Origin of the sequence: Sinorhizobium sp. NFACC03, from assembly GCF_900103435.1 — a bacterium.
In the GTDB taxonomy this organism is placed as follows: Bacteria; Pseudomonadota; Alphaproteobacteria; order Rhizobiales; family Rhizobiaceae; genus Ensifer.
On the sequence record NZ_FMXF01000036.1, the window covers coordinates 15246 to 36161 of the forward strand.

18 protein-coding genes and 6 pseudogenes are annotated in these 20916 nt (G+C 59.5%); 6 read left to right on the forward strand and 18 right to left on the reverse strand.

All coding sequences use genetic code 11. From position 1 onward, the window contains the following. Positions 1–2073 precede the first annotated feature (2073 nt). Entirely contained in the window at positions 2074–2280 is a 207-nt protein-coding gene (gene repC / locus BLU35_RS36775; RefSeq protein WP_353615054.1) for a replication initiation protein RepC, read from the forward strand. Positions 2281–2615: 335 nt separating this feature from the next. Then, positions 2616–2951, forward strand: a complete 336-nt coding sequence (locus BLU35_RS29640) for a hypothetical protein (RefSeq protein WP_286161665.1) — start codon at positions 2616–2618, stop codon at positions 2949–2951. A 6-nt stretch (positions 2952–2957) separates the two neighbouring features. Here the strand turns inward: BLU35_RS29640 and BLU35_RS29645 are convergent. Next, positions 2958–3104: pseudogene (locus BLU35_RS29645) on the reverse strand (integrase); the annotation flags it as partial. A gap of 257 nt (positions 3105–3361) precedes the next feature. Next, complete coding sequence (locus BLU35_RS29650; RefSeq protein WP_093235737.1) at positions 3362–4462, reverse strand: Fic family protein; 1101 nt, start codon at positions 4460–4462, stop codon at positions 3362–3364. Positions 4463–5098: 636 nt separating this feature from the next. Between BLU35_RS29650 and serA the strand changes: the two genes are divergently transcribed. Next, a complete protein-coding gene (serA, locus tag BLU35_RS29655; RefSeq protein WP_057252917.1) occupies positions 5099–6337 on the forward strand; it encodes a phosphoglycerate dehydrogenase in 1239 nt (412 codons plus the stop codon). 170 nt (positions 6338–6507) lie between these two features. Here the strand turns inward: serA and BLU35_RS35335 are convergent. Together BLU35_RS35335 and BLU35_RS29665 are read right to left on the reverse strand one after the other, a co-directional pair. Then, a pseudogene (locus BLU35_RS35335) lies at positions 6508–6615 on the reverse strand (recombinase family protein); the annotation flags it as partial. A 151-nt stretch (positions 6616–6766) separates the two neighbouring features. Next, a complete protein-coding gene (locus tag BLU35_RS29665; RefSeq protein ID WP_093235738.1) occupies positions 6767–7684 on the reverse strand; it encodes a recombinase family protein in 918 nt (305 codons plus the stop codon). A gap of 290 nt (positions 7685–7974) precedes the next feature. On the opposite strand from BLU35_RS29665, the gene BLU35_RS29670 reads away from it, so the two are divergent. Together BLU35_RS29670 and BLU35_RS29675 are read left to right on the forward strand one after the other, a co-directional pair. Then, positions 7975–8508, forward strand: coding sequence for a type II toxin-antitoxin system VapC family toxin (locus BLU35_RS29670; RefSeq protein ID WP_093235739.1), 534 nt, complete (start codon positions 7975–7977; stop codon positions 8506–8508). A gap of 438 nt (positions 8509–8946) precedes the next feature. Further along, the gene (locus tag BLU35_RS29675; RefSeq protein WP_057251449.1) at positions 8947–9408 is read left to right on the forward strand and encodes a hypothetical protein; all 462 of its coding nucleotides are present in this window, start codon (positions 8947–8949) and stop codon (positions 9406–9408) included. A gap of 467 nt (positions 9409–9875) precedes the next feature. Here BLU35_RS29675 and BLU35_RS29680 read toward each other — a convergent pair. After that, positions 9876–10040 (reverse strand): annotated as a pseudogene (locus tag BLU35_RS29680) (L,D-transpeptidase); the annotation flags it as partial. A gap of 119 nt (positions 10041–10159) precedes the next feature. Between BLU35_RS29680 and BLU35_RS29685 the strand changes: the two are divergent. Continuing rightward, positions 10160–10438, forward strand: a complete 279-nt coding sequence (locus tag BLU35_RS29685) for a type II toxin-antitoxin system Phd/YefM family antitoxin (RefSeq protein WP_058320693.1) — start codon at positions 10160–10162, stop codon at positions 10436–10438. 48 nt (positions 10439–10486) lie between these two features. On the opposite strand, the gene BLU35_RS29690 is transcribed toward BLU35_RS29685, so the two are convergent. The 13 genes and pseudogenes from BLU35_RS29690 to BLU35_RS29750 all read right to left on the reverse strand — a co-directional run bounded on the left by BLU35_RS29690 (position 10487) and on the right by BLU35_RS29750 (position 20805). Continuing rightward, on the reverse strand, positions 10487–10873 hold the full coding sequence (locus BLU35_RS29690) for a type II toxin-antitoxin system VapC family toxin (protein ID WP_057251453.1): 387 nt from the start codon (positions 10871–10873) through the stop codon (positions 10487–10489). Beyond that, on the reverse strand, positions 10873–11127 hold the full coding sequence (locus BLU35_RS29695) for a type II toxin-antitoxin system VapB family antitoxin (RefSeq protein ID WP_093235740.1): 255 nt from the start codon (positions 11125–11127) through the stop codon (positions 10873–10875). The genes BLU35_RS29690 and BLU35_RS29695 overlap by 1 nt, the downstream gene beginning before the upstream one ends. Positions 11128–11200: 73 nt before the next feature. Then, positions 11201–11783 (reverse strand): annotated as a pseudogene (locus tag BLU35_RS29700) (integrase); the annotation flags it as partial. A 21-nt stretch (positions 11784–11804) separates the two neighbouring features. Further along, the gene (locus BLU35_RS29705) at positions 11805–12227 is read right to left on the reverse strand and encodes a type II toxin-antitoxin system VapC family toxin (protein ID WP_093235741.1); all 423 of its coding nucleotides are present in this window, start codon (positions 12225–12227) and stop codon (positions 11805–11807) included. Beyond that, positions 12224–12475: a FitA-like ribbon-helix-helix domain-containing protein gene (locus BLU35_RS29710; protein ID WP_058324701.1), complete on the reverse strand. Its 252-nt coding sequence runs from the start codon at positions 12473–12475 to the stop codon at positions 12224–12226. Before BLU35_RS29710 ends, BLU35_RS29705 begins: the two co-directional genes overlap by 4 nt. A gap of 501 nt (positions 12476–12976) precedes the next feature. Next, the gene (gene repC / locus BLU35_RS29715; RefSeq protein ID WP_093235743.1) at positions 12977–14191 is read right to left on the reverse strand and encodes a plasmid replication protein RepC; all 1215 of its coding nucleotides are present in this window, start codon (positions 14189–14191) and stop codon (positions 12977–12979) included. Between the two features lie 208 nt (positions 14192–14399). After that, positions 14400–15416, reverse strand: a complete 1017-nt coding sequence (gene repB / locus BLU35_RS29720) for a plasmid partitioning protein RepB (RefSeq protein WP_057251459.1) — start codon at positions 15414–15416, stop codon at positions 14400–14402. Continuing rightward, positions 15413–16636, reverse strand: coding sequence for a plasmid partitioning protein RepA (gene repA, locus BLU35_RS29725; protein ID WP_093235744.1), 1224 nt, complete (start codon positions 16634–16636; stop codon positions 15413–15415). Before repA ends, repB begins: the two co-directional genes overlap by 4 nt. A gap of 478 nt (positions 16637–17114) precedes the next feature. Beyond that, positions 17115–17966 (reverse strand): annotated as a pseudogene (locus BLU35_RS29730) (carbon-nitrogen hydrolase family protein). Then, complete coding sequence (locus tag BLU35_RS29735) at positions 17963–18613, reverse strand: RraA family protein (protein ID WP_093235745.1); 651 nt, start codon at positions 18611–18613, stop codon at positions 17963–17965. Before BLU35_RS29735 ends, BLU35_RS29730 begins: the two are co-directional and overlap by 4 nt. 32 nt (positions 18614–18645) lie before the next feature. Next, complete coding sequence (locus tag BLU35_RS29740; protein ID WP_093235747.1) at positions 18646–19512, reverse strand: TauD/TfdA dioxygenase family protein; 867 nt, start codon at positions 19510–19512, stop codon at positions 18646–18648. 19 nt (positions 19513–19531) lie between these two features. Beyond that, positions 19532–20026 (reverse strand): annotated as a pseudogene (locus BLU35_RS29745) (ABC transporter permease); the annotation flags it as partial. Next, complete coding sequence (locus BLU35_RS29750) at positions 20023–20805, reverse strand: ABC transporter permease (protein WP_502688191.1); 783 nt, start codon at positions 20803–20805, stop codon at positions 20023–20025. The pseudogene BLU35_RS29745 and the gene BLU35_RS29750, both read right to left, overlap by 4 nt. Between the last annotated feature and the right edge of the window lie 111 nt (positions 20806–20916).

Below are 20916 nucleotides of genomic sequence, written 5' to 3' on the forward strand. Positions count from 1 at the left end.
AACGGCTCTCGGAACGGCAAATGCAGAACTTCGGCACATTTGTCTGGACGCTGAGCTGGCGGTTCTGGTGACGCGTCGCCATTCGGTTGGAGTGCGTTATGTTATCTCCACCCAGACCGCTGCAATGTTCTTTAACGATAGATTGTGGTTGGCAGAGCGGTCCCCGGTGACACCGCATAGTCCGCTCGTTACTTCGGTACCGCGCATAGGAGGCGGAGGCGGTCGCTTTAGGGTACCCGAGCAAGCATGGGGACGATAGTAGTCGTCGCATTGTCCATTGGCGCAGGCAATGAAGCTATCGCTGGTCAAGCGGTGTCAATTTCTCCCGAAGCAAATGGGCCTCCTTGCTGTCAACTGAGAACAGAAACGGCCTTGCACAGGGTGCTTGCAACAATGTCAAAGCGCCAAGCTCGGGGTTCGGCGAAACTGTTGCCGACACTGCGCGTAGCGGAGGAATGCGAGAATGTGGGTCCCGCAGGGCAATAAGAAATGGCCCGGAAGGCAGGCTCTTTGGTTCGCCAAAAGTTGAATTGTCCCATGACAACGAAAGCAGATGACCTGGTTGACCCAGCAAGACCTCATCGACCACGATCAGAAATCGGCGAAATCGGAAAGGAAGCCTGACGGCTCCTTGGCTGTTTTGTTAAGTTCAGGGTTTCTGGCGACGAACGATTTATGGCGCTCGCGTACATGGGGATCAAGGACGACGCGGTAGTCGGAATTGTCCCCACGACCACGACATCAGCGTATTGGACATCGTCAAGGTCCAATGGGGCGTACATCGAACAGGCGTCCGCCCTCCCCCCGAGACCTGAAATCACGAAAGCGATCGCAGAAGTAAACAACGAAACCGCATATGAACTCCATTGCTGCGATCGGCCTTAGTCAACCTGGAATTCTAATCGCGGCGGGAGGATGACCGAGGAATCTGCTCACCGCTGAGACGCCAGCCGTCTTTCTGCTCCTTGCCCCAGCGTGACTTCACAGCCCTAATCCGGTAGCGGCTGACGATCTCGACAATGTCTCGTGTGCGTGTCGCCCGCACGCTCCATTCAGTATCGAATTCGCCTCCCGAGGATCGAATGGCGGAGTTCACCGCCGCCGAGGATTCAAGAGGCAGTGTGCTTCGAAGGGTCGGTTCGGATTCGGGTGCGCTAGGCGCGGAGTGCCCCATACACGGGCCATGCATCTGGCATATGGCTATCGTACCGCCGGTCGAAGGGGGCTCGGTCCACTTCATTCGGAACATCGGCAAGCACCGTGGCTTCAAGTCATTGAAAGCCGCCTGGTTGGCCCCGGAGGCGGCGCGATGCACTGATCGGTATAGTTGATGAAGCGGAGCTCAGCTGAGCGCATACTCGCTGAAATGACAAAACCCTGACAGCTGTCAGGGTTTTTTAGAGAGCCAATCCCGGCTTAGAAGCGCGCCGGCCCCTTGGCTTCATCTCCATCTGATTACGCGAGCAGACGGAAAGTCGCCGCGTCGGCAGCGTTGAGTTGCCCTGGCCTTCGACCGCAGCTCGCTGTGTAATCTTCGGGCATCCTTACATGGCGGCTACGATAGTCGGCTCAGGTGGACCAAAAAAAACGCTGACAGCTGTCAGGGTTTTGGATGTGATTTTCGCTCAACGCGGATGAGCTCTATTGGGTCTCTCAGGCCTCCGACTACCCGCTGGGCAGGTGTGCAGATCTGTGACAGGGCACAAAGAGTTGAGACGATCGAGGCGAACTATGACGCGCACGCCGGCGTCGAATTTGTAAGCCGGCAGCATATTTCGTATGGCGACGATGGCGCCGTTCTGAGAGTACAAAACCCTGACAGCTGTCAGGGTTTTGTAGAGAGACCCAGGCTTAGAAGGACGCCGGCCCCTCTGCTTCATCTCCATCTCACTACGCGCGCAGACCGATAGCCGCCGCGTCGGCAGCGTTGAAATGCCGTGGTCTCCAAGCCCAGCTCGGTGTCTGATCTTCGGGCATCCTCACGTGGCGGCTACGATCGCCGGTGGGCGAGGACCAAAAAACCCTGACAGCTGTCAGGGTTTTGAGCTATTCGACCTCACGGATTATCTGGCCATGGTGGGCCACGATTGCGGCCCGAACGGTGCGGTCGCGACCTGGCGCGACCTTTTGTCTGCGGCTGTCGTGGTTCGATCGATGCTCGGGGTCAGTCCGAGCGCCTATGAGAGGCCTGCGGAATTCTTGGAGCGGAGAATGCAGCCGCCGTCATGGCGTGTATTCTCGAAAGGGCAGGGGCACATCTATTCGGCCGGCGGCTATTAGCGCAATTTGACGCGAAGGGCCGAGCGCGGCGAGTTTTCGCTTTGGCCAATGCTGATGGCTGATGCGCGCTGGCACAACTCACGTTGCCCCCAGGGACTTGCTGCGCGGTAACGCCATTATCCATTTATCGGAGCAACCACGCCTCCTGAAGCGCTTCGGTCCAACGGGCAGCGCTCCTCGTGCTCCGCTGGCGGTCACTCACGCCAGGGTGGCCCACGTCCTTCTACGCCAGACTTTTTCGTTGCGCCAAACTGTGAGGTCTAATGAACCATCGCGATTCTGCCCTTGTTGTTGATCATCATTGTCCTCATGCAAACAGAATCTCGGGAGCGATGATGGAAACGGACGACCGCGAACTCATCGTCGTGATGAAACGCTATTTTGCGGTGAAGGCCGAATTGGCCACACTTACGGCGGAGTTGGAAGCGGAGCGAAAGGCGGCCGGTGCGCAAATTGGCGTGTTCTACGATCCGCGACAAAATGCCGAGCGCGCCGCCGACCTCCAACGCTCGCATCACTTGAAGGCAGAGATGGTGTCGCTTATGCAGCGGGCCGAAGCCTGGGGAAGGGCGGCAGTAGCCGCTGACCTGCGCGATAGATCGGAGGCGGGAGGTGAGCCAGAAGAGTGGCAATCGTTTGAGAGACGAGCCGATACATTGTTCGGCGCGTAGTCTCGCCTAGACGATCAGCCGGGCCGCTCGTCCATTCTTTCGTTCGGCGTTGTTGTAGTAACTCGCCGCCGTGGTCACCGATTTATGCAGCGACTGCTGCATCGCTTCCGGCAGGGGAATGCCACGGTTGGCAGCCCCAGTCAGGTCAGTCCGAGCGCCTATCTGGAGGCCTGCGCGGGGGCGGAGAACGCAGCGGCCACAATGGCATGCATTTTGGAAAATGGGCAGGGCAGATCAACTTGGCCGGCGGCAACTTGCGCGATCTGACGTGAAAGGCGGAGCGCTGGGAGTTGTCGCGTGCGCCGATGCCGATCGAGCGACTGGGAACCAATGGGAGGAGTGGACAGACGAGTTGGAGCGGATACGGCGGACCATTTAGGGATCGCGGTCAGCGTTATGACTTCTGTTCGCTAGAGGTTCAGAGAATACCGCGTGTGCCTTCGTTCACCAGTTCTCGTGAGTGCTCCTTTTTCGACCAAATCTTGCAGATCACGGGTGGCAGTCGCGCGAGATGTGTTGGTGATCGAGATATAGTTTTCCGCACTTAGACCACCTCGAAAGCCAGCGAGGCCCTCGCGGAACATCCGCGCGATGACCTTTTCTTGACGTTCGTTAAACTGGTCGCGGAAGCGATCGAAATATTGCGCCTTGGCAAGATGAAACGCGACGCGTTTTAGCGTCGTCTGCTGCGCCTCCAGGATGGTCTCGGCAAAGTAGACAAGCCATTCCGTTATATCGAGTGTCCGCTGATGCTGCTCAAGCTGATCGTAGTATGCTTTTCGGTAACGCTCGATAGTGAAGGCTAGGGCAATGAGGCTGGGCTGCCCGATATTTTGCGCAAGTGACTTCTCGGCCAGCGCTCGACCCAGCCGCCCATTGCCATCCTCGAACGGATGTATGCTTTCGAAGTAGAGGTGACCAATCCCGGCGCGTGTGAGGGCAGGGAGGGGAGTTTCAGCCCCGGGTGCAGATCGGTTGAACCACTCGATATATGCCGCCATCTCCGTGGGTACGCGTATCGATGGGGGAGCCTCGAAATGGATAACGGGCTTATCGTAGCGACCGGACACGATCTGCATGGCATCCTCATGTGTTCGGTACGCGCCAATAGTTGCGAGGTGACGGTTCCCGGCCATCAACATCCCGTGCCAACGAAACAGTGTTTTATCGTCCAAGCGCGTGGACCAGTTTGCATAGACGTCAACCATCATCTCTGCGACGCCGCGCTCCTGTGGCCTCACAGGTCGTGTGTCTGCCTCGAGACCAAACTGTCTGCGCAGCGAGGATTGCACACTTAAACGATCGAGCACTTCGCCCTCGATCGCGGAGGTCTTGATCGCCTCCTCGCTAAGCAGCTCGATGCGAAGCTGGCTGCGGTCATCATCACTGGCATGACGGATTGCACCAATGACTTCGCCCGACGAGAGGAGGAACTGCAGTTCGAGCGGCGCAAGCCGGGCGGCATCATACTTGAAGTCGGGCCAACCTTGATGTGTCCAGTTCCAATTCATGAGTTATAGATTTCCTTTCTATAACTCACTTTTGACGGAGAAAATGAGCTATAGCAAGTGCGTCAATAGCTCAATCACGCTGGCAGAAGAGAGCTGTAGTGTAGCTACATGATGGCTGGAATTGATCGTCCAGCGCTATGCCGCTCGCACCAAGGGAAGGGGATAGCCGCAAGAAGCCGAGAACTTCGGTGCTAAATCGGATGCAAGATCCGGAGAGGGGAGAGGGAGCAGGCAGGAAGAACTAGCACCCGCGCCCCGGGCTGGCAGCACTGAGCTGAAGCCGCGGAGCGGTAGCGACTACCGCCGCGTGGCGCTGCAGATCCTCAAGAGCGAGCCTGGAAGTCCATGCCGTCCGTGCCCTCAGTGGCCGCTGGAACGCGACATGCAGCGGGCGGTTGGCCCCGTTGGGTGCAGTTCCAGGCGATCGCCGGTAGGTCAGTTGTCAGCCGTTCTTTTTCGTCGTTAGTGTGGCCAAATCAATGGCTTTCTTGCCAACCTTTGGGGAGGAAGCATTGAAAACCGTGGCACGTTGAGATCTGTGCGCGGTATCAAGGTGTTGATATTAGCCTGTCCGGCCGCTTAAACCTTCATAGGCGCCGAAGCCACATCGGCTTTTCGGAAATCGGAGCAACATTTATGACCCGCCAACTGTCTCTCCCACGCGACCGAATTTCCGTGCTTCTGCTGGAAGGCATTAGCCAGACCGCGGTGGACTACTTTTCTTCTTCTGGCTACACCAACCTCATTCATTTGCCGAAGGCGCTCGACGACAAGGATCTTAAGCGCCACATCGCTGACGCTCATATCATCGGCATTCGTTCCCGCACGCAGCTGACGGACGAGATTTTCGAATCCGCCAAGAAATTGTTCGCCGTTGGCTGTTTTTCCGTCGGTACGAACCAAGTCGATCTGGATGCAGCGCGGCGGCGCGGCATTCCGGTGTTCAATGCACCTTATTCAAACACGCGATCGGTGGCCGAGCTTGTGATCGGCGAGATTATCATGCTGACACGGCAGATCTTTCCGCGCTCGGCTTCCGCGCATCAAGGTGGGTGGGAGAAGTCCGCTGTCGGCAGCCGGGAGGTCCGCGGCAAAACGCTCGGCATTGTCGGCTACGGCAATATCGGATCGCAGCTCAGCGCGCTTGCCGAAAGCATGGGCATGGTCGTGCGCTACTTCGATCTTTCCGATCGGCTGCGCCGGGGCAATTCGGAGTCGATGGCTTCGCTCGGCGACCTTCTCGAAATCTCTGACTATGTGACAATGCACGTTCCCGAAACACCCTCGACGCATAACATGATCACCGAAACCGAATTGCGCCGCATGAAGAAGGGCGCCATCTTCATCAACAATTCTCGCGGCACGGTGGTCGATCTCGATGCGCTTGCGAAAGTCCTGAACGACGGGCATCTAGCGGGTGCCGCGGTGGACGTGTTCCCCAAGGAGCCGGCATCGAACAACGAGCGTTTTGAGACGCCGTTGCAAGGCTTGAGCAATGTTATTCTGACGCCGCATATCGGCGGCTCCACTGAGGAAGCCCAAGAGCGCATCGGCGGGGAGGTTTCAAGGAAGCTGGTCGAGTATTCCGACATCGGCTCAACGATGGGCGCCGTCAACTTTCCGCAGGTACAGCTGCCCGAGCGCCCGAACGGCACGCGTTTCATTCACGTGCATGAAAACCGCCCCGGCATGCTCATCCAGCTCAACGAGATCTTCTCGTCGCGCGGGCTGAACATCGTCGCTGAGTTCCTTCAGACGCTTGGCGACACGGGCTATGTGGTGGTCGAGGCCGAAGGAATTTCCGCAAATGCCGACGAGGTTCTTCAGGCCCTACGCGAAATTCCTGGAACGATACGAACGCGATTGGTCTACTGACAGCTGACCGGGGCTCAGCGCATCAGCGAATGATCGCCTTTGGTTTGGTTGCCATCGCTGAGATCGCAGGCCTGGTGGAGCCGCGTGCGGCCGGAGCTGCTCCGCCGTTCCTGCATGAGGCGTTCAGGGACTTTCGGGGAGGGGAGAGCGAGCAGGGACCGGAAGAACCCGCCGCCGCGCACGGGCCGTTCTCCCATCTGGTCCAGTTGCGGGGCAATGTCGCGAAGCGATAGGTCGGGATCGGCGATGGCGATCGCTGCCACCGACCGCAGGGTGTGACGAAACCGCATCGGCGGGCTTCTATTTGAGCGATTTGGCACCGGCGAAGATCGGCGGACTCTACCAGATTCAGTGGATTTTCCGTCACCTCAGAGAAGTTGCTGCCGTCGGTCTGGAGCCGCGCGATCGGCCGCCTGATGAACCGTGCCCTCAGCGACGGATAAGGCCGAAGCGGTGGGCTTCGTCCAGCAAGTCTCGAACGGAGGAGGGCTGCCACTTCTTGCCGCCGCGCACAGGCCGTTCGCCCATCTGGTCCAGTTGCGCGGCAATGTCGCGAAGCGACAGGTCGGGATCGGCAATGGCGATCGCCGCCACCAGCTTCATCAGATGGTCCTCGGGGGCGCGGCGAGGGGATCGGGCCAGGAGGTCTTTTTCCGCGAGCTTTTCGCGGACCAGGCGATGAACGGCGCGTCGCAGGCGCTCGACGGTCCAGTCGTGACCGCGGCGATTGAGCACCCGCACGACATTGTCCCAACTGTGCTGGGGCCGGAGTTGACGTACCATCGGCAACCACGTCTGCGCGGACGCAATGAGCTCATCGAGATAGCGTTTCTCGCGCGCTTTGGAGACGGCCTTGATTGCCTCCGGTCGCCGTTCTCGCAGGCCGGGGTTTCCGGGAAGCTTGCCGCGCGCCTTCGCCGCCTTGATGCCGGCTTTGGTGCGTTCGGCGATCAGCGCCCGCTCGAGCTGGGCGACCGCGCCGAGAACCTGGAGGGAGAACATGCCCTGTGCCGTCGAGGTGTCGATCGGGTCGCGGATCGACCGGAAATGCACGCCGCGCTCCTCGAGGTCTTCTATCACCGCCAAGAGATGACTCACCGATCTGGCCAGCCGATCGAGGCGGACAACGACGAGGACGTCGCCCGCGGTGAGCTCGCCAAGCACTTTGGCCAAGACTGGGCGCGCGCGCGATGCCCCGGAGCCGTGCTCCTGATAGATCCGATCGCAGCCGGCGGCCCGCAGCTCATCGATTTGGGCATCGTGGACTTGGTCGTCGGTCGAGACGCGGGCGTAGCCGATCTGCCGCTTGAGGGGCTGTGGGACGTTAACGGTTTGTCGCTTCGCCATCGCGCTTTTAACGGCCTCGTTTCGAAGTGCTTTGTACAAATAAGAAATGCGTTAGAAATTACTCCGTTGCAAGCGTGTTTTACGATGTGAAAGGAAGGCCGCCAGACCCGAAACGGCATGAAGGATGACCAATCTCCCGCAAGTGTCCACGGAAACGCGCCAGCGGCCTTCAATGGAGGAAATGCCGCAGCAATCATCGCGTGAATTCGCTAAAGGTCAGCGCAGATCAACACGACCCGCAGCTATCTGCGCGATCTTAGGCGAAAGGCGGCGCGCGGCGCCGAGACTGGATGAAGTTCGATTCCGGTCGGACTCTCTCAAGGCGTCCTGACAACGAGTTGCCCTTTCTTGGGGAGCAAGCGGAAGCAGGGCCGGAACTTCTCCTCGAGACCTGCGTCTACATCGATGGTTTGCAAGGGCGGGCGCCGGAAGTTGTTGGAGACCTGCTCGAACTCCGTCACAGCAACCGTTCCACGATCGCCATCCAGGAGTTGATGCACACGGTGGGCGTACTCGATCGAGCACACCCGAGTACGAAACCTGCCATTCAACAGATCTGGACGACGATTGAGGCCATGCCGCCCCATCGCGTGTTCGCACCCGATGCGGATGTCCTCGGACGCGCCGCATTGCTGTCAGGCATGTTGTGTCGCCTCCAGGGCTATCAGCGCGATGCTCGCTTGCGAGCGCTGCACGACTGCGTCTTGTTTCTGCAGGCCCAAAAGCTCGGGCTTACCGTGCTTACCGCCAATGTGAGCGAATTCGACTATCTGCTCCAACTCATGCCAGGCGGAAGGGTCATCTTCTATAGGTCGGGCAATTAGTCTGAGCTGTAGGCTCAGTTGATCGAAGCGACTGCAGTTTTCGACGGTATCCGCTCGGTGTTCGACCGACTCTGCCATACGCGGCAGAGGAAGGGGATACCAACCAAGAACCGTAAACGTCCGTGCCAGATCGAAAACGATCTCCGGATTGACGTGCTTCTCGTCGAGCAACGCGATCTGAAGGCCGCGTCTAATAGCGCCGCTATCATGCACGCCCCAGCTGAATCTCAGTTGACGTGGAAACGGCCCAGCGCTGTTCTCACATATCTCAATTCAACGCCAACTCTCAAATTACGTGCGAGGCTAACTATCTGATATCGTTCAAATGAAATTCTCACGATAGGCCCGCCGCCAGCATCGTGATTGGACAGCGCAATTGACAGGGATCACTCTATTGCTGGGGTCTGCTTTCGCAACGTCGTTTGATTGGAGGCGACAATGAAGCATCACACCTTGGAACAACTGCAGACCATCGCACAGGTTGAGCCCTGTTTCGATCCAGACGGTATGACGCGCCGGCAGCGGCTGGAGCGCTGGGCCGAGCTTCTGGAACTAATCAGGTACAGACACCTGGACACGCTTCATGAAACCGAATTCCAGGTTATGGACGAGCGAAATGCCCTGCGCTGCGACTATTCGCCGATAACGATCGCATTTAGGGATCCGGTGCTCCGTGCTGCAGGTATGGAAACGGACACCTATGGCGAGGCGAAGCGCTTCTTCGAAATTAGCGATGACGAACTGCATGACGTTGTCTGCTACTGCCGCTTTGGCACGACGGTAAGTGCGGCGGTGGCAGCCCGCCAGGTTCGCTCGTTACTCGCCGACAAGCCGAAAGGCTTCTGGGCGTCGGTAGCAGGGTTCTTCATCGGCCGGCAACCCAAGGAGCAGCCATCCTAGGATTAGGTTTCCGTACTTCGCCCGCGGACGGAGGGGGAAAGGTTGCTCAGATCATGCCGGCAACTATGATCTTCTTGCGTCCTGCGGGGATCCGCCTAGCTCTGCCGCAGGGATCGACGAACGCGAGCAGCGCCCGGCGGGCGCGGCTTCCATGCCATCGCGAGATCCCAGGTGAGATCGTTTAGCATTCCCGTGGGCGGGCACCATCACCACACCGTCCACCCGCATCGAGCGCGCCCCTTCTGGCTCAAGATCGTGTGCATCAAGCGCCCGTCAGCCGACCGTGTAGCGATGGTCCTTGAACATGGGGGAAGAGTACAAAGCACCCTTTTAACAGTTCAGCCAGATCGACAGGGTGGGCGGCGGTGACGAACAGCGTCCATTCGTGGGGATCACGCTAGCGACCGTGCTCCCGCGATCATAGAAACTCACCTTTCCCGGCCGAGTTGGTATGCGGTCCGCACCGATCAATTGACGAACTTGACGACGACGCCGAACTTGACCATCCCTGCGAGTTCTTCGGCATCCCAGTTCGTCAGGCGGACGCAGCCATGCGACGCTACCTTGTCGATGAGGTCGGGGTCGGGAGTTCCGTGGATCCCATAGGTCGGTTCGGTTAAATCGATCCACACGATGCACCGCTTGGCTGTCAGAAGCCGCCCTTCTATGGTTGTCGATCATCGGACCACAGTCTCCAGGGGCCTTGCCGAAATTACGACAATCCGTTCTTTCCGGAAAAAGGAGTATCAAAATGACGTCGACCGTCACCGCTGCGGCGGTTTCGAAGAATTTCGGCGCCTACCAGGATGCCGCCGTGCGTGAGCCGGTGATCATCACCAAGAATGGCCGGCCGCGCATCGTGCTGCTTGCCTATGAGGATTATCTGCGGCTGTCGCGGCGCGACCGTCGCGTCGAGGCGACGGCGGACCTGCGCGGCGCCGATCGCGCCGCCGTCGAAAAGTCCGAAATGGAGCCGGGCCTTGATCATCTCAATGCCGAACTGCTGACGAACAAGCATCCTGCCGACTGATATCTCGGATCATTGCGTTTGCGGTTCCCTGGTGCAATGGATGCCATGTCATGCCGCCTCGATGTCTGTGCGGGAGAAATCATCGCCTTTGTACAACAGCGGTTCATTGCGTGTCTTGGCCAGCGCATAGGAGAAGCAGTCCCCGTAGTTCAGGCCGGCCGGATGTCGGCCCTTGCCATAGCTGCGCCAGGCTCGCCTTGCCACCGCGATCTGTTCCGCGTCGACGGCGACGATTTCGACACCCGCCTTGTAAAGCCACAGATCGAGCTCTGCGGCACCTGCCTCGCCGAGGCGCGCCTCGATGACGATGGCGAGTTCAAGGATTGTCGCCGCGGAAATGAAGCGCCGTGGCGCGTCGACGACCTTTTGTTCGTAGGTTTCTGCTTCGGGCTCATTGAATGCGATCGCGACGATGGCGGACGTGTCGATGACCATTAGCTGGGGAGCCCGTTTTCGTCATACCCCAAGATCTCGTCGGCAGAGCGGTTGTCGACAATCGGCAGCTTGGCCCAACGCTTACGGCTGGCGGCCAGTTCCTCGAGAAGGACATCGCGATTTGCGGCATTTGCGAGGCGCCGCAGCCGTTCCTCCAGTGCGCGGCGGGTCGCCATGGTAATGGTTTCACCGGTCTTCTCGGCCAGTGCCTTGGCAAGGCGTTCCGTCTCTAGATCTTTGATGCTCAGTGCCATTCTCTGGTTCCTTGGTGCCTAATCGTCTATATTCTACCTCGCTCCGGCTGGGACACAAGCGCCAGGACATCGTGACACGAAGCGCGGCCACTTCCGACCGGCGACGGCCGCCGGAGGCGAAAGCGGTCAGAAGCAGTGCCCTATAGCGCAGATTGACGGGGCGCTCGCCGGCTGCAGGCCTGCAGCAGCTTTGCCAGGATATCGCCGGTCACCGCTTGTCTGCTCTTGCGTTGACGCGGCCGAGCGCTGGCTGCGGACCGCAAACCGCGGCGCCGACTTGAGCGAGGAACCATCGAAGGCGCCTGTCAGGCCGCGCCAACGGGTAAGGATCGACCAGTTCGTCAACCGGCGCCGCAGGTCTCGGGGGCATGCGGCCCGTCGGCGCTCAACAGAGGTTGAGAACGCAAGCCAGCTTCCACCTCCGCGGGCATGCCATGGCTTGGATCTTCCGCGCACTTGTCCGGGTCCCAGAGATGGTGGGCGACGAACTTAAGTAGCAGGCTCTCCGGCGCCGACCAGGGGAGGGGGCTGCCCGTGGCGACGTCGTCGTCCGTCAACAGGGCAGCGAGTTGGTCGCGACGGTCGAACGGCAGGATGGCATCAAGCGCGTCGAGTTGCTCGGCTCGATGCAGTATCGAGCCGGCAGTAACGTCGATCGATTTGCGGCGTCCGCCACCTTACCTGTCCCGCCACGGGTTTATGATTACCAAACCGACATCCTCGAAATCCGGAACATTCCGAGTTGCCAGCGCGGCGCCACGGGAAAGGGCGATGGCGGCGATCTGGGCGTCGAACTGACTGATCGGGCGACCCGCCTTGCGCCGCTCAGTTGCAATCATCCCATAAACGTCTGCGGCCTCCCGATCGAACGGCAGCACGCGACCGGCGAGGTCTTGCGCAAAGATCGGCAAGATTGCCGCTTCAAGGTCGCGCCGGCGGCGACCATCGGGAAGCAGGCGTAGACCATATAGGATTTCGGCTTCAGTGATCGTGGTCGTGAAGATGGCGGCGGGAGGCTGCTCCGCAAGCCAATCGACAACCGCGGGCTCGGGAGCCGGTAACAGCAGCTCAAATATGATATTTGTGTCGAGAACGATCATATTGCAGAGAAATCCGGAGCGTCACGGATCGGTTCGCGCGCGGGAATTTCCAGCTCGACGCCGCCAAGCGGCTGCAAGCGCGCGCGGATCGCGCCAGCGAGGTTTCCCGCCGTTGTCTCCTGCTGCGCCAACACCATTTTCAGGATATCACGGGCCTCGTCTTCCATCGATCGGCCATGGGTCGCTGCGCGGACTCGCAGCCTCTGTTTCAATCGATCGTCGATGTTGCGAATGGTCATGCTGGCCATGTAAATCGCCTCCAGTCATCATTGATTGCATATAGTGCAATGATGGCATTTTTTCAATTGGAGCCACAGTTTTCGCGGCCGGAGTAGGCAAAACGTCGAGCGAAACATGGCTGTTACCCGGGACCTCGCGGTAGGGTTGGGTACAGATCGACCCAGGTCGGGACCGTTCCTGGTCGCCGACAATGAGTTGCCACTGTTCGAGGGGCGTGGCGGTAACTCGGCCGGATCTATCTCATGATAGCTGCTTCTACACCGATGGTGCACAGACGGCGGCGCCGGATCTTCTCGGAAACCTGCTTGAGCCCCGCCACAGAAACTGTCCACCATCGAGAAGCGCATGCCTCAAGCGGGGGGTCCACACGAACGGTCCGACTTTGTCGGCCGCACGTCAGAAGAAGCCAATGTGCTCTCCTCTCAGGATCGGCCGCATACTGCACGGGTTGCCACTGTCGCGCCCGGTTCCGCCAGGAACGACAATGCGAAAACCGGGACGGAAATCGTCTACCCAACCTGCCGGTCGGGGCTTCCGCTCGCTCTCAACAGGGCCATCAGCATAGGGCCAAGTGAAAATTCGCCGCGTCGCGCCTTTGACGTCAGATCGCGCAAGTAACCTCCGGCCGAGTTAATGTGTCCTGCCCGCTCGAGCAAACACGCCATGGCAACCGCCGCATTTTCAGGTCCCATCACTTCGCAAGCATCCTGGTAAGCGCTCGGGCTCACCCCCAGCATCGAACGCACCACCACGGCCGCCGCCATCAAGTCGCGCCAGCTCGATATGGTCCCGCCTTGTCCGTACATCGTGATCTCAGGGCAGGCCCGCGTCACCATACTCAACGGGAATGCCTTCAGCGGCTCCCTCAGTGGCGGCTTTTCTGGCTCAGCCTTCGCCTCCAGCTCGTCTCTAGAGCTAGGTTCAAGTTCATGGGTGGATTCGGTATTTGAATTCTGTATGTGACGCTCAATATGAGCATCATTGCTGCTCATATTTTCAGAAATATCCAAAACATCCAACTGATTGACTATCTCTGCGCAGAGAAGATCCATCTCTTCGAGGATCGATGCCAGGTCGTGGATCGTCGGAGATCGCGGTATCCGGGCTACGAGCGCCAGGTACACGCCTTCAATCTTGCCCCAATCGCCGCTCGCGCCTTCTTCGATCGCTGCCGAGATGAGCTTACGGGCATCGCGTCGGCGAATGGTGAGCGCCTCTTTGGTCCGGCGAAACAGTGCGCGTTCTGCCGCCATCTGTTGGGCCATCTGCGCAAGCTCCTCCGATCGGGCAAGAAGCGGGGAAAGATCGAACCCGAACGCATCCTCGATGTCGCCAGCCCTGTCCTTCCGGACATAACGCTTCCCATTTGCACTGTCTTTGCGAACAATCAGCCCAGCGTCAACAAGCGTCGCCAAGTGCCGCCGCAACGTGGCGCCGGCGATACCGTGCGCACGGACCGACAACTGAGCATTCGACGGAAAGACGATGAGAGAGTCTCCCTGGCGCAGATCGGTCTCCGGATAGAAGCTCAAGAGCGCGTCAAGAACGGCAAGTGCACGATCCTGTAGCCCGAGAAGCGTCCTGGCTTCGCAGGCGTCACGAAACACTTTCCATTTGTCAGCCGTCTTGTTCGACTTCATCACGGTGGATGCCACCTGCCGTCTTACCAGCGCAAGCGTCATCGGCCGCCGCCCGAAAGGCGTCGTCACACTTCCACTCTGCATTTCCTTCACCTCTCAAAAGGCAAAAGAAGTCCGCTCACCAAATTAGGTGCCAATCACTCTTGACGGGGATTCGTGGAAATGCGATTCTCAGATTGTCCAGATATGAGAGAGGCTTCCACTACGGCAACGTTTGGGGGCCTTTTTCTTTTGCGGTGTTCCTTTCCGTATTCCCTTGTCGAATGAGATCCTCTGACAGCTGTCAGGGTTTCTAACTTTCACGCTCGCGAGAGAAGCGTTCAATGAGGGTTGGCAACTCCTTCCCAACGAACTTCACGAACTCCAGTCCGAGAGGGCCATCCGCCGATATTCGAAGCTCCTTGGGCGACATCTTCCAGGCACCCAGTTTCTTGCCCGCGCTGTCCGACAGCTCTTTGCTGTCATCTCGAGGCTTGTCCGACGGCTTTATGGCTTCGAAAGCCCGCTGGAAGCGTTGATCCGACACCAAGACGCCGTCAGTCGCATCCGTAAGCACCCGACGGACCACAGCTAGAGAACCTGGATCGCTTTCTATCGTTTTTGCAAACTCTATCCAGCGAGGCCGACCCACTTTGGGCGCGCGTCCGATCGCTTCGATCACGTCGGCAGGGACCGCCCGATAGACGCTGCGCATTCGGGCGAGTTCCGCGTCCGCAATCGACAGCGCCGCATAGATGTTCCGCGCCTTGATGCCGGCATCATCCATTCGCGATGCAAACAGCGTCCGCTCGATCCAGGTCAGGTCCTGCCGGCTGGCATTCTCGATGCCTTGCGCGACGACCAGATCCAGGTCGGTGATCTCAACCTCGAGCGCACGAACGGCGCGCCCAAGTTCCCTGGCAGCACGCCAACGCCTGTGGCCATAGACAATCTGATAGCGCCCAGTCGACGACGGGTGACGCCGAACCTGAATAGGAACCTTTTGCCCTTCTGACTCCATCGAACGCTTGAACGTTTCAAAATCGGCGGCGTCATCGTCCGCCAGCCGGTCCGGAAAGGGGGAAGGATCGATGAACGCGGGATCCAGATCAAGGATCGTCCCTCCACCTGCCTCGACGATCGCCTTCAAACGGTCCCGCTCGGCCCTGATGTCATCGATGGCGCGATGTGCTGCACCGACGACGCCCGCGCCGACACGCGGCGACGGGGCAGGGGGCGCAGGTTGCGGGTCGTCCGCGAGCTTGTTCTCCAGTTCTTGAGACAGCAAACCGAAGCTCGCGACAATCGACTTGCGAGAAGACTTGCTCATGGCCGCCCCCAGCTATCGTTGACGAGGCGGATAATCGCTTCATTGACCGCATCGACAGCTTCGCGCGCGCGCTTATGGGTATCACGGCCAATCTGGCCCATTTCGAGCTCGTAGATCGAACGCTTCGCCAGGCCGGCCGCTTCAACCGCTGTGCTTTCGATGGCAGTGGGCAGGAGGACGTCGGTCCCGAACATATGCCGTAACATCGCAACGACTTGCGACTGAGGGGCATCGTTTGGGTCATGCCGAGTCACGAGGTATCGGATGAAGTCCTGGTCGAGTTGGGCACCGTTCTCATTCAAAACGCTGATCAGATCGCCCATCATCAGGAGGAACTGGCTCATGGACGCCACGTCCAACATGGCCGGATGAACGGTGATGACCATGCTTGTGGCAGCGTAGATCGCGCTGAGCGTCAGGAAGCCAAGGGACGGGGGCGTATCGAGAAGGACAATGTCGTAGTCTTGTTCGACTTCCGCCAGCGCAAGCTTCAGGCGCTCGAAGAAGATCGCACCGGAGCTCGACTTATTCGCCAGGACACGAGGGGTCTCGTGCTCGTACTCCATGACTTCGAGGTTGCCCGGAACGAGATCGACGCCATCAAAGTAGGTCTTGCGGATGATGTCCCTGATCGGCCGTCGCTCAGCGTCGTCGTAGCGAAGCGCCGCGTAGATCGTTTCGTTGGCGCCAACATCGATTTCCGGCTGCGCGCCGAACATTGCGGAGAGCGATGCCTGGGGATCGAGGTCGAGTGCGAGAACGCGATAGCCTTGCAAAGCGAGATAGTGCGCAAGATGAACACAGGTCGTCGTCTTGGCACTTCCGCCCTTGAAGTTTGCGATCGCGAGAACCTGCAAGTGCTCGCCCGGGCGACGGCGAGGCAGAAAGCGCAGGGCCTCGACAGGCTTCTGCTTGGCAAACAGCTCACGAAGCTCGTTGATCTGGGTGAGCGTGTAGACCCTATGGTTGTTTTCGAGGCGGCTTGGCGTCGGCCCGCGCCCTTCCGACGACATCAGCTTCAAAGTCGAATCTGGTATGGATGTCAGCTTCGAAACTTCGTTGGTGAGAAATGACCTCAAGGTCTTCTCGGATTTCGGCGGGTACATGCGGGTCCGCAGCTGCTGTAGCTGGCTCGACAAAAGACCGGCGTGCCGCAAGATCTTGGCGGCAGCGTCTTCCTTGAGTTGAACATCAGTTTCTGCGCGTCTAGCTATCGCCATTTTTCCCTCTTGGCGGCCTAAAGCCGGTTTACCGACCGTTGCCCGCCAAGAGGTAGAACACGATTCTCCCGAACCGTCCAGAATTATAGGGTTAACAAAGCCTTAACGCTCAACGCGAGCCCTCAGCGTTGAAAACCGGCCTACTCCCTGAAATTGCACCATTTTTTGCTCAATGCAATCTAGGCCACCCGCTGAGTTTACGCACACTTTTGCTCACCTGAACGGCGTCGTTAGCGCGGCGATCTCCCACACATTGCACCCCACCCGCCCGAATCAGCTCGGCGCATCAGCCACGACCGGTCACATTTCGACGTTCAAAATGCGCTGACTATTCTCCGACGAGCCGCACATCCGTTCGGTCAGGGAAGATTTCTCTGCCCCTAGAATCGAAGTGGCGATATTTCAGGAGCATTTACTTGGGGTCAGCCACATGGACCTGGTCAGGCCCGATGGTGACGCCGATACGTGACCACATCGATCAGCGCTGGGCCTTGCGGACCGCGAGTTGCACATTCTGCAGATCGACCCGGTGAGTTGCCATCGGAATAAGGCTGCGTACCGCGGTAATGCAGGTCGGATCGATTTCGACTTCAAGGACGCCAACCTCATCGCCCGCCTCGGCCACAACCTTTCCCCAGGGATCACACACCATCGAATGTCCGTGCATGTCACGTCGCTCTCCGGCAGGCGTTTCGTAGTGCCCGCATTGACCGCAGGCCACGACATAGGCCTGAAACTCGATCGCACGGGCACGGCAAAGCACCTCCCAATGATCCTTCCCCGTCTGCCTGGTGAAGGCAGCGGGTAAAACGAAGATGTCGACGTTCTCCTGGGCCAGGCGGTCGAACAGCCGGGAGAAGCGAAGATCGTAGCAGATGCAACAGGCAATCCTGATGCCGCCAATCTCGTAGATCAGAAGGCTATCACCCGCAGCGACTGTCTCCGACTCGTTGTAGACCTTTCCATCAGGGGCCGATGTCGAACAGGTGGATCTTCCTGTAGAGACCGATCTCGTTGCCGTGGGCGTCGAATATCACACTCGTGTTGTGGATCCGTTTGGAACCGACCCTGGTTTCGAGCAAGCTGCCCGCGTGGATTGCGACGCGGTTTCGCGCAGCAAAGCTCTGGACCAGCTTGTAGGCCGCGCCGCCTGGCACATGATCGGCTGCCGCGCGCTTCTGCACCGCCGTGCCCCCGGTCCAATCGAAATGCTCCGGCAACACGATGAGATCCGGTCTCCCCGAGAGGCTTGCTGCATGAGTTCTTCGGCCTGCCGCAGGTTTGCAGCGCGATAGGGTTGGGAGTTCATCTGGATGAGTGCGATTTTCATGATTGGGGACCCGGCTGGAAGTCGAAGATGGAGTGGCCTGCCGCAAGGTGCCGGCGCACGGCGATCGAATTCTGCTGGCGCGCGATCGCAGCGCGCGCCAGTGTGAGCATGCGGTCGCGCGGCGCGACGAACACGCCCTCCCTGTTGGCAAGGACCGCGTAGCCGGGCAGAACCGCAGCTCCGCCGCAGGCGACCGGTTCGTTGATCGAACCGCCGATCGAGTCGCGCCGATTGGTGGTCTTTGAGGAGATCCCGCGGCACCAGACCGGCAGGCCCGACGCCGCGATCTCCTCGGCGTCGGTGCAGGGACCGTCGATGACGACGCCGACGGCGCCCCTGGCCTTCACCGCAGTTGCGACCCCGCCACCGACACAGGCGATGTCGTCACCATCAACCCGCGCAATGACGAGAAAGTCACCGGGCATCAGGAGGTCGACGGCACGATAGATCACCGTGCCGTCCCGCCCGGGAGCCGCGACGGTAACGGCCGAACCTGCCGCCCTTGCCGGAAACACAGGCAGGACTCCATTGCTGACGAAGCCGACATGTTCGACATGGCCGATCGTGGCGGTTTCGGTCTTGCCCATCAGTGCGATGAGTTCCTCGCAAAGGGGAGGGTAACTGTCATTGATCCGGTAGGGCTGCATCTTCTCTGACCTCCTGATGATCGTTTTTGAGGTCAGACCGGCCGTTCGCCGGATGTGGTTGTGCGATGCATGATGCGGATCGTGTTCGGGTCGAACCCGTCCCGCCGATGCATCGTGCAACGGTTGTCCCACATCATGATATCGCCGACATCCCACTGCTGGACGAAGACCTCGCTGGTCGTGGTGGTGTGTTGCCAAAGTTCGGCCAGAAGGGACTCGCTCTCGTCGAGCGGCATGCCGACGATCCATGCGCCCTCGGATGTTCCGCCGAGATAGAGCGACTTGCGCCCGGTTTCGCCGTGAAGGCGAACGAGCGGATGAACGATCCCGCTCCATTCGCGGAAATCGCGGGTCTTTGGTGCGGACTTGCCAAGCCGGAGCTTGCCTGTCTTGTCGTAGACGTTCTGGAAGAAGATCTGCCGTCCATCGACCGCTTTCTTCAATGCTTCCGGCAAGGTCTCGTAAGCACGGTAGGAGGAGAGGAAGTAGGTGTCACCTCCGGTCGGTGGCACGGCGACCGCCCGCAGGATGGCGCCCGCCGGCGGCCGCTCATAGAACCAGGTGTCCGTGTGCCATGTGGCCTCACTGTTGCCCATGGCGCCGCTCGGCTTGCCGTCCGTCATCGCATTGCTGATGACCAGGATTTCCTTGTGGGTCGGATGACCACCCTCCTGCAGCTGCTTCGGATGGATCACGAATTCCCCGAAATGGCGTGAGAACGCGACTTGCTGGGCGTCGCTCATGGACGTCTTCTTGAAGCGCAGCACGCCGTATTGAAGCCAATAGCGCCGGACGGCGTCGATGTCTTCCTGGGTGTAGTTGTCGAAGTCGAAACCCTCGATGTCGGCGCAGACATTCGTTTCATGCTGAACGGCACGAAGCCTCTGTTTATCAAGCATTTTCATCTCCTTTAAAAGCCGCCCGATCGAGGTTAGCATCGAAATTGGCGAGTGACGTCGCCACCATGCGGGTCACGAAGGGTAGGGCGAGCACGACGTGCGCGGCGATCAGTGCCGGAGTGCCGAGAAACCCCTGAAGCCCGATCATCGAAAGGAAGAGCACGATTGCAACGCCCTTGACGATCTGCGGCACCGAAAGCGGGGACAGGAGGTAGGACATCAGGCCGTCGCTGCCCGGAATACGCTCGTAGACGACCGCATAAGCCGCGAACAATCCAAGCACGCCACTGATCGCCGCGACGACCGTCGCAATTCTGAAGCTCGCAAGGAACGGGTCGAGCCAGCGGCTTGACCAGAGATCCGCATACCACCGGCCGGTCCACTCCCAGGGCTGTAGCGTGACAGCCGATGTCGGGCTCAACGACGCCGCGCCGACCACGATGAGCGGCAGGGTGATGAAAGAGAGGACTGCGCCAAGCAAAACCCAGTAGAGTATGGAAATAAGCCTGTTCATCTTTCACCTCCCGATGAGACAGAGGCCCGCGACCTGCGGCGGCTTTCGTAGCGAACGCCGACGAACGAGATGGCCAGCATCATGAGGAGCAGCGCCATCGCCATGACTGATGCGAACGGCCAGTCGATGTAGAAGAGGACCTGCTCGTAGATCATCGTCGCCAGCACCTTGAAGCCCGCGCCGCCGAGAAGAGCCGGCGTGGCATAGGCGCTCGCCGACATGGTGAAGGCTATCAACATCGAGCTGACGATCCCCGGCACGGAAAGGGGCAGTACGATCGTCCGGATCACCGCCAGCCTCGAGGCGCCGAGCATCTGCGCTGCCCGCTCGAGGTTCGGATCGATGCCCTGAATGCTCGTCATCAGCGAAAGGATGCCGAAGGGCAGGACGACATGCGTCAGGCCGACAACGACGGCAAAGAGGTTCTTCGATAAGGGAAGCGGCGAGGTGATGAAGCCGAGCTGGAGGAGCATGTCATTGATGAACCCCCGATCTTCCAGGATGATCAGCCAGCCATAGGTTCGAAGCACGACGCCGGCGAGTTCCGGGGCAAGCGCAAGCGCGAACACCACGGCCCGCCAGCGCGTCGTCGACCGCGCCAGGAAGTAGGCGACCGGATAGCCTAGAACGGTTACGCTGATCGCGACCAGCAAGGACATCAAGGCAGTGCGACAGAAACCGGCAAGCGAAAGGCCATCCGTGAAGAAGCGCTGATAGTGTTCGAGGGTAGGGGAGAACGTTTCCGTCTGAGCAAAGCTCATTCCGATCATCATTCCCATCGGCAGCGCAAAGAACACCGAGAGCACCAGGAGTGACGGCGTAAGCGCCGCGATCGGAAACCACTGTGGAGGGTGCCGGCGTCGGGCCGGCGGATGCAAGTCGAGAGCAAG